This is a genomic window from Streptomyces milbemycinicus, from assembly GCF_002154605.1.
Classification (GTDB): Bacteria; Actinomycetota; Actinomycetes; order Streptomycetales; family Streptomycetaceae; genus Streptomyces; species Streptomyces milbemycinicus.
Genome location: NZ_MUNE01000145.1, coordinates 1 through 13,754, shown reverse-complemented (window position 1 = coordinate 13,754; position 13,754 = coordinate 1). Strand labels below are relative to the sequence as shown.

Annotated in this window: 13 protein-coding genes; 12 read left to right on the top strand and 1 reads right to left on the bottom strand. The window is 71.3% G+C overall.

Features of this window, described 5'->3' with window-relative positions; genetic code table 11:
* From CCN51_RS13525 to nusB, 4 genes are all read left to right on the top strand, one after another.
* Positions 1-698 (top strand): AAA family ATPase (locus tag CCN51_RS13525; protein ID WP_086859575.1); only part of this gene is annotated, 698 nt, incomplete at its 5' end.
* Positions 699-806: 108 nt separating this feature from the next.
* A complete protein-coding gene (locus CCN51_RS13520; RefSeq protein WP_014174968.1) occupies positions 807-1,922 on the top strand; it encodes a M24 family metallopeptidase in 1,116 nt (371 codons plus the stop codon).
* A 57-nt stretch (positions 1,923-1,979) separates the two neighbouring features.
* Positions 1,980-2,546, top strand: coding sequence for an elongation factor P (efp, locus tag CCN51_RS13515; RefSeq protein ID WP_014174967.1), 567 nt, complete (start codon positions 1,980-1,982; stop codon positions 2,544-2,546).
* 2 nt (positions 2,547-2,548) lie between these two features.
* Positions 2,549-3,001, top strand: a complete 453-nt coding sequence (gene nusB, locus CCN51_RS13510) for a transcription antitermination factor NusB (RefSeq protein WP_014174966.1) — start codon at positions 2,549-2,551, stop codon at positions 2,999-3,001.
* Positions 3,002-3,128: 127 nt separating this feature from the next.
* On the opposite strand, the gene bldD is transcribed toward nusB, so the two are convergent.
* A complete protein-coding gene (gene bldD, locus CCN51_RS13505; protein WP_014174965.1) occupies positions 3,129-3,629 on the bottom strand; it encodes a transcriptional regulator BldD in 501 nt (166 codons plus the stop codon).
* Positions 3,630-3,826: 197 nt separating this feature from the next.
* Between bldD and pyrR the strand changes: the two genes are divergently transcribed.
* The 8 genes from pyrR to pyrF form a co-directional block, all read left to right on the top strand.
* On the top strand, positions 3,827-4,411 hold the full coding sequence (gene pyrR / locus CCN51_RS13500; RefSeq protein WP_086859573.1) for a bifunctional pyr operon transcriptional regulator/uracil phosphoribosyltransferase PyrR: 585 nt from the start codon (positions 3,827-3,829) through the stop codon (positions 4,409-4,411).
* A gap of 180 nt (positions 4,412-4,591) precedes the next feature.
* Entirely contained in the window at positions 4,592-5,569 is a 978-nt protein-coding gene (locus CCN51_RS13495) for an aspartate carbamoyltransferase catalytic subunit (protein WP_014174963.1), read from the top strand.
* A gap of 2 nt (positions 5,570-5,571) precedes the next feature.
* The gene (locus CCN51_RS13490; RefSeq protein WP_014174962.1) at positions 5,572-6,867 is read left to right on the top strand and encodes a dihydroorotase; all 1,296 of its coding nucleotides are present in this window, start codon (positions 5,572-5,574) and stop codon (positions 6,865-6,867) included.
* On the top strand, positions 6,864-7,502 hold the full coding sequence (locus tag CCN51_RS13485; RefSeq protein WP_014174961.1) for a PH-like domain-containing protein: 639 nt from the start codon (positions 6,864-6,866) through the stop codon (positions 7,500-7,502). Before CCN51_RS13490 ends, CCN51_RS13485 begins: the two co-directional genes overlap by 4 nt.
* Positions 7,499-8,638: a glutamine-hydrolyzing carbamoyl-phosphate synthase small subunit gene (carA, locus tag CCN51_RS13480; protein WP_014174960.1), complete on the top strand. Its 1,140-nt coding sequence runs from the start codon at positions 7,499-7,501 to the stop codon at positions 8,636-8,638. The genes CCN51_RS13485 and carA overlap by 4 nt, the downstream gene beginning before the upstream one ends.
* On the top strand, positions 8,631-11,942 hold the full coding sequence (gene carB, locus CCN51_RS13475) for a carbamoyl-phosphate synthase large subunit (protein WP_014174959.1): 3,312 nt from the start codon (positions 8,631-8,633) through the stop codon (positions 11,940-11,942). The genes carA and carB overlap by 8 nt, the downstream gene beginning before the upstream one ends.
* A gap of 81 nt (positions 11,943-12,023) precedes the next feature.
* Positions 12,024-13,178 carry a quinone-dependent dihydroorotate dehydrogenase gene (locus tag CCN51_RS13470; protein WP_014174958.1) on the top strand — a complete coding sequence of 385 codons (1,155 nt, stop codon included), beginning with the start codon at positions 12,024-12,026 and terminating at the stop codon, positions 13,176-13,178.
* The coding region (gene pyrF / locus CCN51_RS13465; protein ID WP_107425975.1) for an orotidine-5'-phosphate decarboxylase at positions 13,175-13,754 on the top strand (580 nt) is incomplete at its 3' end. The genes CCN51_RS13470 and pyrF, both read left to right, overlap by 4 nt.

The window sequence follows — 13,754 nt, the reverse complement described above, 5'->3', positions numbered from 1 at the left end:
CTCCAGCCCCGCTCCATCCGACGCCGGCCCCGCCGCCCATGGACCCCTCGGGCGTCACCGGCCATATCCAGCTTCCGCCCGGCGGCCCGGTGCCGCTGCCGCATCCGCCGGCGGGCGGCGCGGCGGTGGCCGATGCCTCGCAGGCGGCGGTGGCGGTGCTGCTGATCGGACCGGCCGGGGCGGGCAAGACGACCGTCGCCCGCCATTGGGCCGACCAGCGGCGGGTGCCGACCGCCCACATCAGCCTGGACGACGTCCGCGAGTGGGTCAGGTCCGGTTTTGCCAACCCTCAGTCGGGGTGGAACGAGAACTCCGAGGCGCAGTACCGTCTCGCCCGCCGCACCTGCGGCTTCGCCGCCCGTAACTTTCTGGCCAACGGGATCTCCTGCATCCTGGACGACGCCGTCTTCCCGGACCGCCCGGTCGTGGGCCTCGGCGGCTGGAAGCGCCATGTCGGCCCCGGTCTGCTGCCGGTCGTGGTGCTGCCGGGCCTCGAGATCGTCCTGGAGCGGAACGCGGCCCGCAGCGGCAACCGCCGGCTGAGCGACGAGGAAGTGGCCCGGATTCACGGCCGGATGGCCGGCTGGTACGGCTCGGGGCTGCCGATCATCGACAACTCGACGTACGACGTGGCGACCACGGCCCGCATGCTCGACGAGGTCGTCGCCCGCAGCATCGCCTCCCCGCCCAGCTGGTAAGCGGGCGGCAGCTGGTAAGTGGGCGGCAGCTGGTCAGTCGGGCGGCTGTGCCCCCATTCGGGTCGCCCGACCGGGCCCCAGCCCGCCGCACTGCGTAGGCTCAGGACCATGTCCCAGGCGTACGCGGCCCGACGTGCCCGGCTGCGCGATCAGTGCGCGGCGGCGGGTGGTGAGGCCGCGCTGGTCTCCAGGTCGGCCAATGTGCGTTATCTGTGCGGCGGCGGGGTGCCGCCCGGTGCCGTGCTGCTGCTGGGGCCGGTCCAGGATGTGCTGGTGGCGCCTCTGACGCCGCTCTGGGAGCCGCTGCCCGGTGGTTCGTACCACCCCGAGGACCTGCGGATTCTTGTGCTGCCCGGTGAGGGTGGGGACCCGGCCGGGGCCGCCGCCGACCTGGCCGCCGCGGACGGCGCCGAGTCGCTGGCCGTCGAGGAGCACCATCTGACCGTCGCCCGCCACCGGGCGCTCGCCGCGGCCGCCCCCCGGCTGCGGCTGGTGGATCTGGGCCGGGCCGTGGAGCAGCTGCGGCTGGTCAAGGACGACGAGGAGATCTCCTGTCTGCGGATCGCCGCCGAGCTCGCCGATCAGGCGCTCGGCGAGCTGCTCGAGTCGATCCTGGTCGGCCGGACCGAGCGGCATCTGGCGCTGGAGCTGGAGCGCCGGCTGGTGGATCACGGCGCGGACGGCCCGGCCTTCCCCACGGTCGTGGCCACCGGGCCGAACTCGGGCCGGGCGGGGCATACGCCCACCGATCGGAGGGTCGAGGAAGGTGACTTTCTCACCATCGGCCTGGGCGCCGACTACCGCGGCTACCGCTGCGAGGTGGGGCGTACGTTTGTGATCGGCCCGTCTCCCGCCACCTGGCAGGTGGAGCTGTACGACGCGGTCTTCGCGGCGCAGCGGGCCGGGCGGGAGGCGCTGGTACCCGGCGCGGCCTGCCGGGATGTGGACCGCGCGACCCGGCAGGTGCTGGACTCCGCGGGGTTCGGCGAGGGGCTGGGACCGCGGATGGGACACGGCGTGGGCCTGGAAATCGACGAGGACCCTCGGCTCGCACCCTCGGCCATGGGTAAACTGGACGCTTGTGTGCCGGTCACTGTCGAACCGGGGGTCCACCTCCCGGGCAGGGGCGGTGTCCGGATCGACGACACGCTCGTCGTCCGCCCCGAGGCGGACGGCGGACCCGAGCTACTCACCATCACGACCAAGGAGCTGCTGGCGCTCTGACTCTGCGCGTCGCATCTTTGCGGTCCCACCAGCTGTAGTCCAGGAGATCCCGCAACCGTGGCATCCACGAACGACCTCAAGAATGGCCTGGTGCTCAAGCTCGACGGGGGCCAGCTCTGGTCCGTCGTCGAGTTCCAGCACGTCAAGCCCGGCAAGGGCCCTGCTTTCGTCCGCACCAAGCTCAAGAATGTGCTGTCCGGCAAGGTGGTCGACAAGACCTTCAACGCCGGCGTGAAGGTCGAGACGGCAGTTGTCGACAAGCGCGGCATGCAGTTCTCGTACAAGGACGGCGAGAGCTTCGTGTTCATGGACATGGACACCTTCGACCAGATCTACATCAGCCCCGAGGTCGTCGGCGACAACGCCCGATACCTGCTCGAGGGTTTCGAGGCCGTCGTGGCGATGTACGAGGGCAACCCGCTGTACGTCGAGCTGCCGGCCGCCGTCGAGCTGGTGATCGAGTACACCGAGCCCGGCGTCCAGGGCGACCGCTCCACCGGCGGCACCAAGCCCGCCAAGCTGGAGACCGGCTACGAGATCGGCGTCCCGCTCTTCATCACCACCGGTGAGAAGATCAAGGTCGACACCCGCTCCGGTGAGTACCTCGGTCGGGTGAACAGCTAACCGTGGCCGCCCGCAACAAGGCGCGTAAGCGTGCCTTCCAGATCCTTTTCGAGGCCGATCAGCGTGGCACCTCCGTGCAGACGGTCCTCGCGGACTGGATCCGGCACGCCCGGACCGACGACCGGCAGCCGCCGGTCAGCGAATACACGATGCAGCTCGTCGAGGGGTACGCCCAGTACACGGCCCGGATCGACGAGCTGATCTCCACCTACGCGGTGGGCTGGACGCTGGACCGGATGCCGGTCGTCGACCGGAACATTCTGCGGCTCGGCGCTTACGAGCTGGTGTGGGAGGACGAGACTCCGGACGCCGTCGTGATCGACGAGGCGGTGCAGCTCGCCAAGGAGTTCTCCACCGATGACTCACCGGCCTTCGTCAACGGGCTTCTCGGCCGTTTCAAGGAGCTGAAGCCGAGCCTGCGACGGGGCGAACAGCAGCCCACCACGGAAGCCTGAGCGCTCCGAGCTTTACGCGTACAAAGCCGCCGGGGGCGGTGGGACCGAGTGGTTCCACCGCCCCCGGCGGCACGTTTCTGCTGTTCGTTGCTGTTTTCTGCCGACTCCAAAAAGGCCGCGCGCGGCGTCAGGCGTCCTCGTGCTGGACGGCCCGGCGCGCATCCGCGCCCAGCACACCCCAGCTGATCAGCTGCTCGGTCAGCACCGAAGGCGACTGGTCGTAGATCACGGCGAGGGTGCGCAGATCGTCCTGGCGGATCGACAGCACCTTGCCGTTGTAATCCCCACGCTGGCTCTGGATCGTGGCGGCATACCGCTGCAGCGGACCCGCCTTCTCGACCGGCACATGGGCCAGCCGCTCAAGGTCCAGCACCAGCTTCGGCGGCGGCTCGGCGGCCCCGGCCGGGCTGGTGCCCGGAAGCAGCTCCTGGACCGGGACGCCGTAGAAGTCGGCCAACTCGGCGAGGCGCTGCACGGTCACGGCACGGTCCCCGCGCTCGTACGAGCCGACCACGACGGCCTTCCAGCGGCCCTGGGACTTCTCCTCGACACCATGAAGGGAGAGGCCCTGCTGGGTGCGGATGGCACGGAGCTTGGCTCCGAGCTGTTTGGCGTATTCGCTGGACATAAAGCTCCCCGGACGAAGACTGGTAACTCACTGTGAGGTTACGCAGCGTAATCTCCATTCGTCAAGCCGAACGGGGCGCAGGGGGCCTCCGCCAGGGGCGATGCCGGACAGGCCCGCCGTCCCTGCTAGTGTGAATGGCGCAATTCCGACGTCCTTTAAGGTCCGTCCCGTGAGACGGAGAAGGAGGTCCGTTTCGTATGGACGCACGTACTACGGACGCGGCGCGATCCGTGCTTGAGGCACCGGACATCGCCCGCGTTCTGACCCGCATCGCCCACGAGATCGTCGAGCGCGCCAAGGGCGCCGACGACGTGGTGCTCCTCGGCATCCCGACCCGCGGTGTGCACCTCGCCCGGCGGCTGGCCACGCGGCTCGAGGAGATCACCGGCAGGGCGCCAGGACAGGTGCCGGTCGGCTCGCTCGACATCACCATGTACCGCGACGATCTGCGGCTGCGCCCGGCTCGCGCGCTCGCCCGGACCGACATCCCCGGCGACGGCATCGACGGCCGTCTGGTGGTGCTGGTCGACGATGTGCTCTTCTCGGGCCGCACCATCCGCGCCGCGCTCGACGCCCTGGGCGATATCGGCCGGCCGCGCGCCGTGCAGCTCGCGGTCCTGGTGGATCGCGGCCACCGCGAGCTGCCGATCCGCGCCGACTACGTCGGCAAGAACCTCCCCACGTCGCTGCGGGAGACGGTCAAGGTCCAGCTCACCGAGGAGGACGGCCGCGACAGCGTGCTCCTCGGCGTGCGCGGGACCGCCCCCGCGGACGGGCAGTAGCCCGGACGGAGCCGTCGCGGCATGGAACCACGGTCCACGGAACGGAACCGCGGAACCACGGCCGCCCACGGACCGGACCGCAGCCCCGGTGACCGCCGCGGGCCCGGTGCACCGGCCACGACGACGCCCCCGCCTGCCCGCCGCACGCCTGAACATCTCCCTCACCCACGGAGCAACCGGATGAAGCGCCACCTCATCTCGGCCGCCGATCTCACGCGCGACGACGCCGTCCTGATCCTCGACACCGCCGAGGAGCTGGCCCGTATCGCCGACCGGCCGATCAAGAAACTGCCGACCCTGCGCGGCCGCACCGTCGTCAACCTCTTCTTCGAGGACTCCACCCGCACCCGTATCTCGTTCGAGGCGGCCGCCAAGCGGCTGTCCGCCGACGTCATCAACTTCTCCGCCAAGGGCTCCTCGGTCTCCAAGGGCGAGTCCCTGAAGGACACCGCGCTCACCCTGGAGGCGATGGGCGCCGACGCCGTCGTCATCCGCCACCACGACTCCGGCGCCCCGCACCGGCTGGCCACCTCCGGCTGGATCGGCGGCTCGGTCGTCAACGCGGGGGACGGCACCCATGAGCACCCCACCCAGGCGCTGCTGGACGCCTTCACCATGCGCCGCCATCTGACCTCGGGCACCGGGCAGGACCTGGCGGGCCGCCGGATCACGATCGTCGGCGACGTCCTGCACAGCCGGGTCGCCCGCTCCAACGTCCATCTGCTGTCCACCCTGGGCGCCGAGGTGACCCTGGTCGCCCCGCCGACCCTGGTGCCCTTCGGGGTCGAGAGCTGGCCGTGCGAGGTCTCGTACGACCTCGACGCGGTCGTCGGCAAGTCCGACGCCGTGATGATGCTGCGCGTCCAGCGCGAGCGCATGCACGCCGCCTTCTTCCCCACCGAGCGCGAGTACGCGCGCCGCTACGGGCTGGACGGCGACCGGATGGCCCGTATGCCCGAGCACGCCATCGTCATGCACCCCGGCCCGATGAACCGCGGCATGGAGATCACCGCCGAGGTCGCGGACTCCGACCGCTGCACCGCGGTCGAGCAGGTCGCCAACGGCGTCTCGATCCGCATGGCCGTCCTGTACCTGCTGCTCGGCGGGAACGAGCCCGCCGTCGCCGCGTCCCGCACCGCCACCGAGGAGAGCAAGTAACCATGAGCGACACCCACAAGACCCTCCTCCGCGGTGCGAAGGTCCTCGGCGGCGAGCCGCGCGATGTGCTGATCGAGGGCGAGCGGATCGCCTCCGTCGGCACCGGTATCGACGCGGGCGACGCGACCGTGATCGACGCCACGGGGCAGATCCTGCTGCCGGGTCTCGTCGACCTCCACACCCATCTGCGCGAGCCCGGGCGCGAGGACTCCGAGACCGTCCACACCGGCACCCGCGCGGCCGCCGCCGGCGGCTACACCGCCGTCCACGCCATGGCCAACACCTTCCCGGTCGCCGACACCGCGGGCGTCGTCGAGCAGGTGTGGCGGCTGGGCAAGGAGTCCGGCTACTGCGATGTGCAGCCCGTCGGCGCCGTCACCGTCGGCCTGGAGGGCAAGAAGCTCGCCGAGCTGGGCGCCATGAACGACTCGGCCGCGGGTGTGCGGGTCTTCTCCGACGACGGCAAGTGTGTGGACGACGCCGTGATCATGCGTCGCGCCCTGGAGTATGTGAAGGCGTTCGACGGCGTCATCGCCCAGCACGCCCAGGAGCCGCGGCTGACCGAGGGCGCCCAGATGAACGAGGGCGTGGTCTCCGCGGAGCTCGGGCTCGGCGGCTGGCCGGCCGTCGCCGAGGAGTCGATCATCGCCCGCGATGTGCTGCTCGCCGCGCACGTCGGCTCCCGGGTGCACATCTGCCATCTGTCCACCGCGGGCTCGGTCGAGATCGTCCGCTGGGCCAAGTCCAAGGGCTGGAACGTGACCGCCGAGGTCACCCCGCACCACCTGCTGCTCACCGACGAGCTCGTACGCTCCTACAACCCCGTTTACAAGGTGAACCCGCCGCTGCGCACCGAGGCCGACGTCATGGCGCTGCGCGAGGCGCTGGCCGACGGCACCATCGACTGCGTCGCCACCGACCACGCCCCGCATCCGCACGAGGACAAGGACTGCGAGTGGGGCGCGGCGGCCATGGGCATGGTCGGCCTGGAGACCGCGCTCTCCGTCGTCCAGCACACCATGGTCGACACCGGCCTGCTGGACTGGGCGGGCGTCGCCGACCGGATGTCGCACCGCCCCTCGGCCATCGGCCGCCTTGCCGGGCACGGGCGCCCCATCGCCCCGGGGGAGCCCGCCAACCTCACCCTGCTCGACTCCGCATACCGTGGTGTGGTGAACCCCGCGGGCTTCGCCTCCCGCAGCCGCAACACCCCCTATGAGGGCCGTGAACTGCCGGGTCGAGTGACGTACACCTTCCTGCGGGGCCGGGCGACGGTCGTGGACGGGAAACTGGCGTGACAACTCTGAGCAGTCTGAGCAGCCTGACACATCCGGTGGCGGGCCACCTGGTGGGCCTGGCGGCCGAGCAGAAGTCGCAGGACGTGACGGACTGGGCCGCGCGCGTCGGCTGGGTCGTGGGCCTGCTGCTCGTCATCGCGCTCGTCTACTGGCTGATGCGCGAGGGCTGGAAGTGGCGGGCCACGATCCAGGGCGATCTGCCCGAGCTGCCCCAGGCCCCGGACCCGGCGGAGCTCGGGCCTGCCCGGCTGCACCTCTCCGGCCGCTACCACGGCTCGACCACCGCCGGGCAGTGGCTCGACCGGATCGTCGCCCAGGGCCTGGGCACCCGCAGCCGAGCCGAGCTCACCCTGACCGAGCAGGGCCTGGCCGTCGTACGCCCCGGGGCAAGCGACTTCTTCATCCCGGCCGCGAGCCTGCGCGGCGCCCGGCTCGACAAGGGCATCGCCGGCAAGGTCCTCACCGAGGGCGGCCTGCTGGTGATCACCTGGCAGCTGGGCGACCGCCTGATCGACTCCGGCTTCCGCTCCGACCACGCGGCCGAGCACACCGCGTGGGTGGACGCCCTCACCGAACTCTCAGGCGGCCCCAGCGAAGCGGCCGCCACCTCGCACGACACGGAAGGCGCACGATGACCACCTCCAACAGGGGGGCCGAGAGCCCCGCAGTCCTCGTCCTGGAGGACGGCCGCACCTTCCGCGGCCGGGCCTACGGCGCCGTGGGGGAGACCTTCGGCGAGGCGGTGTTCTCCACCGGTATGACCGGCTACCAGGAGACCCTGACCGACCCCTCGTACCACCGCCAGGTCGTCGTCATGACCGCCCCGCACGTCGGCAACACCGGCGTCAACGACGAGGACCCGGAGTCGAAGCGGATCTGGGTCTCGGGGTATGTGGTCCGCGACCCCGCCCGGGTGCCCTCCAACTGGCGCTCGCGCCGCTCCCTGGACGAGGAGCTGGCCGCCCAGGGCGTGGTCGGCATCAGCGGTATCGACACCCGCGCCCTCACCCGCCATCTGCGCGAGCGCGGCGCCATGCGCGTCGGCATCTTCTCCGGCCAGGAGATCGCCGATGAGGCCGCGCTGCTGGCCAAGGTGCGGGCCGTGCCCGAGATGAAGGGCGCGGACCTGAGCGGCGAGGTCGCCACCACGGAGCGTTATGTCGTGCCCGCGATCGGTACCAAGCGGTTCACCGTCGCCGCGGTCGACCTCGGCATCAAGGGCATGACCCCGCACCGGATGGCCGAGCGCGGCATCGAGGTGCACGTCCTGCCCGCGACCGCCACCGTCGAGGACGTCTACGCGGTCGCCCCGGACGGGGTGTTCTTCTCCAACGGCCCGGGCGACCCGGCCACCGCCGACCACCCGGTCTCCGTGATGCGGGCGGTCCTGGAGCGCGGCACCCCGCTGTTCGGCATCTGCTTCGGCAACCAGATCCTCGGCCGCGCGCTCGGCTTCGGCACGTACAAGCTCAAGTACGGCCACCGCGGCATCAACCAGCCGGTGCAGGACCGCACCACCGGCAAGGTCGAGGTCACCGCGCACAACCACGGCTTCGCCGTCGACGCCCCGCTGGACGGGCCCTCCGACACCCCGTACGGGCAGGTCGTGGTCTCCCATGTGTGCCTCAACGACAACGTGGTCGAGGGCCTTCAGCTGCTCGACCGCCCCGCGTTCAGCGTCCAGTACCACCCCGAGGCCGCCGCGGGTCCGCACGACGCGGCCTACCTGTTCGACCGCTTTGTCTCCCTGATGGAGGGCCAGCGTGCCTAAGCGCACCGACATCCAGTCCGTTCTGGTCATCGGCTCCGGCCCGATCGTCATCGGCCAGGCCGCCGAATTCGACTACTCCGGCACCCAGGCCTGCCGCGTCCTTCGGGCGGAGGGGCTGCGGGTCGTCCTGGTCAACTCCAACCCGGCCACGATCATGACCGACCCGGAGATCGCCGACGCCACGTACGTCGAGCCGATCACCCCGGAGTTCGTCGAGAAGATCATCGCCAAGGAGCGCCCCGACGCGCTGCTGCCCACCCTCGGCGGGCAGACCGCGCTCAACACCGCGATCTCCCTGCACGAGGCGGGCACGCTCGAGAAGTACGGCGTCGAGCTGATCGGCGCCAACGTCGAGGCCATCCACAAGGGCGAGGACCGCGACCTGTTCAAGGACGTCGTGGAGGCCGTCCGGACCAAGATCGGCCACGGTGAGTCCGCCCGCTCGGTCATCTGCCACTCCATGGACGACGTCCTCGCCGGCGTCGACCAGCTCGGCGGCTACCCCGTCGTCGTACGCCCCTCCTTCACCATGGGCGGCGCCGGCTCCGGCTTCGCCCACGACGAGGAGGAGCTGCGCCGTATCGCCGGCCAGGGCCTGACGCTCTCGCCCACCACCGAGGTGCTGCTCGAAGAGTCCATCCTCGGCTGGAAGGAGTACGAGCTGGAGCTGATGCGGGACAAGCACGACAACGTCGTGGTCGTCTGCTCCATCGAGAACTTCGACCCGATGGGCGTGCACACCGGCGACTCGATCACCGTCGCGCCCGCGATGACGCTCACCGACCGCGAGTACCAGGTCCTGCGCGACATCGGCATCGCCGTCATCCGTGAGGTCGGCGTCGACACCGGCGGCTGCAACATCCAGTTCGCGGTCAACCCCGACGACGGCCGGGTCATCGTCATCGAGATGAACCCGCGCGTCTCGCGCTCCTCCGCCCTGGCGTCCAAGGCGACCGGCTTCCCGATCGCCAAGATCGCGGCCAAGCTCGCCGTCGGCTACACCCTCGACGAGATTCCGAACGACATCACCCAGGAGACCCCGGCCTCCTTCGAGCCGACGCTCGACTACGTGGTCGTCAAGGCCCCGAGGTTCGCCTTCGAGAAGTTCCCGAGCGCCGACTCCACCCTCACCACCACCATGAAGTCGGTCGGCGAGGCCATGGCGATCGGCCGCAACTTCACCGAGGCGCTGCAGAAGGCGCTGCGCTCGCTGGAGAAGAAGGGCAGCCAGTTCTCCTTCGTGGGCGAGCCCGGCGACAAGGCCGCCCTGCTGGACGAGGCCCAGCGCCCGACCGACGGCCGTATCAACACGGTCATGCAGGCCATCCGGGCCGGGGCCACGCAGGAAGAGGTCTTCGAGGCCACGAAGATCGACCCGTGGTTCGTCGACCAGCTCTTCCTGATCAAGGAGATCGCCGACGAGCTCGCGGCCGCCGAGAAGCTGGAGCCCGAGCTGCTGGCCGAGGCCAAGCGGCACGGCTTCTCCGACGCCCAGATCGCGGCCATCCGCTCGCTGCGCGAGGACGTCGTCCGCGAGGTGCGCCATGCGCTGGGCGTGCGCCCCGTCTACAAGACCGTGGACACCTGCGCCGCCGAGTTCGCCGCCAGGACCCCGTACTTCTACTCCTCCTACGACGAGGAGTCCGAGGTCGCGCCGCGTGAGAAGCCCGCCGTGATCATCCTGGGCTCGGGCCCCAACCGGATCGGCCAGGGCATCGAGTTCGACTACTCCTGTGTGCACGCCTCCTTCGCACTGCACGACGCGGGCTACGAGACCGTCATGGTCAACTGCAACCCGGAGACCGTCTCCACCGACTACGACACCTCCGACCGGCTCTACTTCGAGCCGCTCACCCTGGAGGACGTGCTGGAGATCGTCCACGCCGAGCAGCAGGCGGGCCCGGTCGCGGGCGTCATCGTCCAGCTCGGCGGCCAGACCCCGCTGGGCCTGGCCCAGGCGCTCAAGGACAACGGCGTGCCGATCGTCGGCACCTCGCCCGAGGCGATCAACCTCGCCGAGGAGCGCGGCGCCTTCGGCCGGGTGCTGACCGAGGCCGGGCTGCCCGCGCCCAAGTACGGCACCGCCTTCTCCTTCGCGGAGGCCAAGGGCATCGCCGCCGAGATCGGCTACCCGGTCATGGTCCGCCCCTCGTACGTCCTGGGCGGCCGCGGTATGGAGATCGTCTACGACGAGCCGTCCCTGGCCGCCTATCTGGAGCGGCACGCCGGGCTGATCTCCGAGCACCCGGTCCTCATCGACCGCTTCCTCGACGACGCCATCGAGATCGACGTGGACGCGCTCTACGACGGCCACGAGCTCTACCTCGGCGGCGTCATGGAGCACATCGAGGAGGCCGGTATCCACTCCGGCGACTCGGCCTGCGCGCTGCCCCCGATCACCCTCGGCGGCTTCGACATCAAGCGGCTGCGGTCCTCCACCGAGGCCATCGCGAGCGGCGTCGGGGTGCGCGGGCTGATCAACATCCAGTTCGCGATGGCCGGGGACATTCTTTACGTCCTGGAGGCGAACCCGCGCGCCTCCCGCACCGTCCCCTTCACCTCCAAGGCCACCGCCGTGCCGCTCGCCAAGGCCGCCGCCCGTATCTCGCTGGGCGCGACCATCGCCGAGCTGCGCGCCGAGGGCCTGCTGCCGAGCGGCGGCGACGGCGGCACGCTCCCGCTGGACGCGCCGATCTCCGTCAAGGAGGCCGTGATGCCGTGGAGCCGGTTCCGCGACGCGTCCGGGCGCGGTGTGGACACCATCCTGGGCCCGGAGATGCGCTCCACCGGCGAGGTCATGGGCATCGACTCGGTCTTCGGCGCGGCGTACGCCAAGTCGCAGGCCGGGGCGTACGGGGCGCTGCCCACCAAGGGCCGGGCGTTCGTATCCGTCGCCAACCGGGACAAGCGCTCGATGATCTTCCCGGCCCGTGAGCTGGTCGCCCTCGGCTTCGAGCTGCTGGCCACCTCCGGTACCGCCGAAGTCCTCAAGCGCAACGGCATCAACGCGACCGTGGTGCGCAAGCAGAGCGAGGGCGAGGGGCCGGCCGGCGAGAAGACCATCGTCCAGCTCATCCACGACGGCGAGGTCGACCTGATCGTCAACACGCCGTACGGCACCGGCGGCCGCCTGGACGGCTACGACATCCGTACGGCGGCCGTGGCCCGCTCCGTCCCCTGCCTGACCACCGTCCAGGCCCTCGCGGCCGCCGTCCAGGGCATCGAGGCGCTGGGCCGGGGCGCGGTCGGCGTCCGGTCGCTGCAGGAGCACGCGGAGCATCTGACCGCGGCCCGCGCGCAGTAGCGGAGGGGGCGCCGGGGCACACGCCCCGGCGCCCGCTGCTCCGTATCCGCCCCTGGCCCCCACCGTCGCAGAAAGCCCGCCATGTACCAGCTCTTCTTCCGTCTCGTCTTCCGCCATATGGACCCGGAGCGGGCACACCACCTGGCCTTCGGCTGGATCCGGCTGGCCGCCCGCGTCCCGGGCTCGCGGACCTTCGTCGCGGCCCTCCTCGCGCCGCGCCACCGGGCGCTGCGCACCGAGGCGTTCGGCCTGCGCATGCACGGGCCCTTCGGGCTCGCGGCCGGATTCGACAAGAACGCCGTCGGCATCGACGGTATGGCCATGGTCGGCTTCGACCATGTCGAGATCGGCACCGTCACCGCCCAGCCGCAGCCCGGCAACCCCAAGAAGCGGCTCTTCCGCCTGGTCGCGGACCGTGCGCTGATCAACCGGATGGGCTTCAACAACGAGGGCTCGGCGGCGGTGGCCGCCCGCCTCGCGGCCCGTGGCGCCGGCCGCCCCGCCTTCCGGACCACGGTCGGCGTCAACATCGGCAAGACCAAGGTCGTCCCTGAGGCGGAAGCCGTCGCCGACTATGTGACCTCCACCGAGCGGCTGGCCGGCCACGCCGACTACCTCGTCGTCAACGTCTCCTCGCCCAACACCCCCGGGCTGCGCAACCTCCAGGCCGTGGACCAGCTGCGGCCCCTGCTGAGCGCCGTACGCGAGGCCGCGGACCGCACCGTCCCCGGCCGCCGGGTGCCGCTTCTGGTCAAGATCGCGCCCGATCTCGCCGACGAGGACGTGGACGCGGTCGCCGACCTCGCGGTCGAGCTGGGCCTGGACGGCATCATCGCCACCAACACCACCATCGCCCGCGACGGCCTCGGCCTCGCCTCGGGACCTGAGCTCACCGCCGAGACCGGCGGTCTGTCGGGGGCGCCCCTGAGGGCGCGCTCCCTGGAGGTGCTGCGCCGCCTGTACGCCCGGGTCGGCGGCCGGATCACGCTGGTGGGAGTGGGCGGGATCGAGACCGCCGACGACGCCTGGGAGCGGATCCTGGCCGGGGCCACGCTGGTCCAGGGCTACAGCGGCTTCATCTACGCGGGCCCGTTCTGGAGCCGCCGCATCCACCGCGGCCTCGCGGCCCGCCTGGCGGCAAGCCCGTACGCCACGCTCGCCGACGCGATCGGCGCCGAGGCCCGCGCGGCCGACGAGACCGGCGAAGCCCACAAGGCTGACAAGGAGAACGCATGACCCCCTTCGGTGCGCGCCTGCGCGGCGCCATGGACGCCCGCGGCCCGCTGTGCGTCGGCATCGACCCGCACGCCTCGCTGCTCGCCGACTGGGGGCTCGGGGACGACATCGCGGGCCTGGAGCGGTTCACCCGTACGGTCGTGGACGCCCTCGCCGACAAGGTCGCGGTCCTCAAGCCGCAGTCCGCGTTCTTCGAGCGCTTCGGCTCGCGCGGCATCGCGGTGCTGGAGCGGGCCGTCGCGGACGCCCGGGCCGCCGGGGCGCTGGTGCTGATGGACGCCAAGCGCGGCGACATCGGCTCCACGATGGCCGCGTACGCCTCGGCGTACCTGGACCCCGCCAGTCCGCTGTTCTCGGACGCGGTCACCGTCAGCCCGTATCTGGGGTTCGGCTCGCTGCGCCCGGCGCTGGACGCGGCGCGGGCGAGCGGGTCGGGGGTGTTCGTGCTGGCGCTGACCTCCAATCCGGAGGGCGCCGAGGTGCAGCACGCCGTACGGGCCGACGGGGCGACGGTCGCGGCCACGGTGCTGGATCACCTCAAGGAGGAGAACGCGGAGGAGGCCCGCGCGGGCCTCC

What these genes read in the sequence shown, in the direction of transcription:
- CCN51_RS13495 (WP_014174963.1), top strand. Translation starts at nt 4,592, where the DNA reads ATGAAGCGCCACCTCATCTCGGCCGCCGATCTCACGCGCGACGACGCC.
- bldD (WP_014174965.1), bottom strand. Translation starts at nt 3,629, where the DNA reads ATGTCCAGCGAATACGCCAAACAGCTCGGAGCCAAGCTCCGTGCCATC.
- carA (WP_014174960.1), top strand. Translation starts at nt 7,499, where the DNA reads ATGACCACCTCCAACAGGGGGGCCGAGAGCCCCGCAGTCCTCGTCCTG.
- pyrR (WP_086859573.1), top strand. Translation starts at nt 3,827, where the DNA reads ATGGACGCACGTACTACGGACGCGGCGCGATCCGTGCTTGAGGCACCG.
- CCN51_RS13470 (WP_014174958.1), top strand. Translation starts at nt 12,024, where the DNA reads ATGTACCAGCTCTTCTTCCGTCTCGTCTTCCGCCATATGGACCCGGAG.
- CCN51_RS13520 (WP_014174968.1), top strand. Translation starts at nt 807, where the DNA reads ATGTCCCAGGCGTACGCGGCCCGACGTGCCCGGCTGCGCGATCAGTGC.
- CCN51_RS13490 (WP_014174962.1), top strand. Translation starts at nt 5,572, where the DNA reads ATGAGCGACACCCACAAGACCCTCCTCCGCGGTGCGAAGGTCCTCGGC.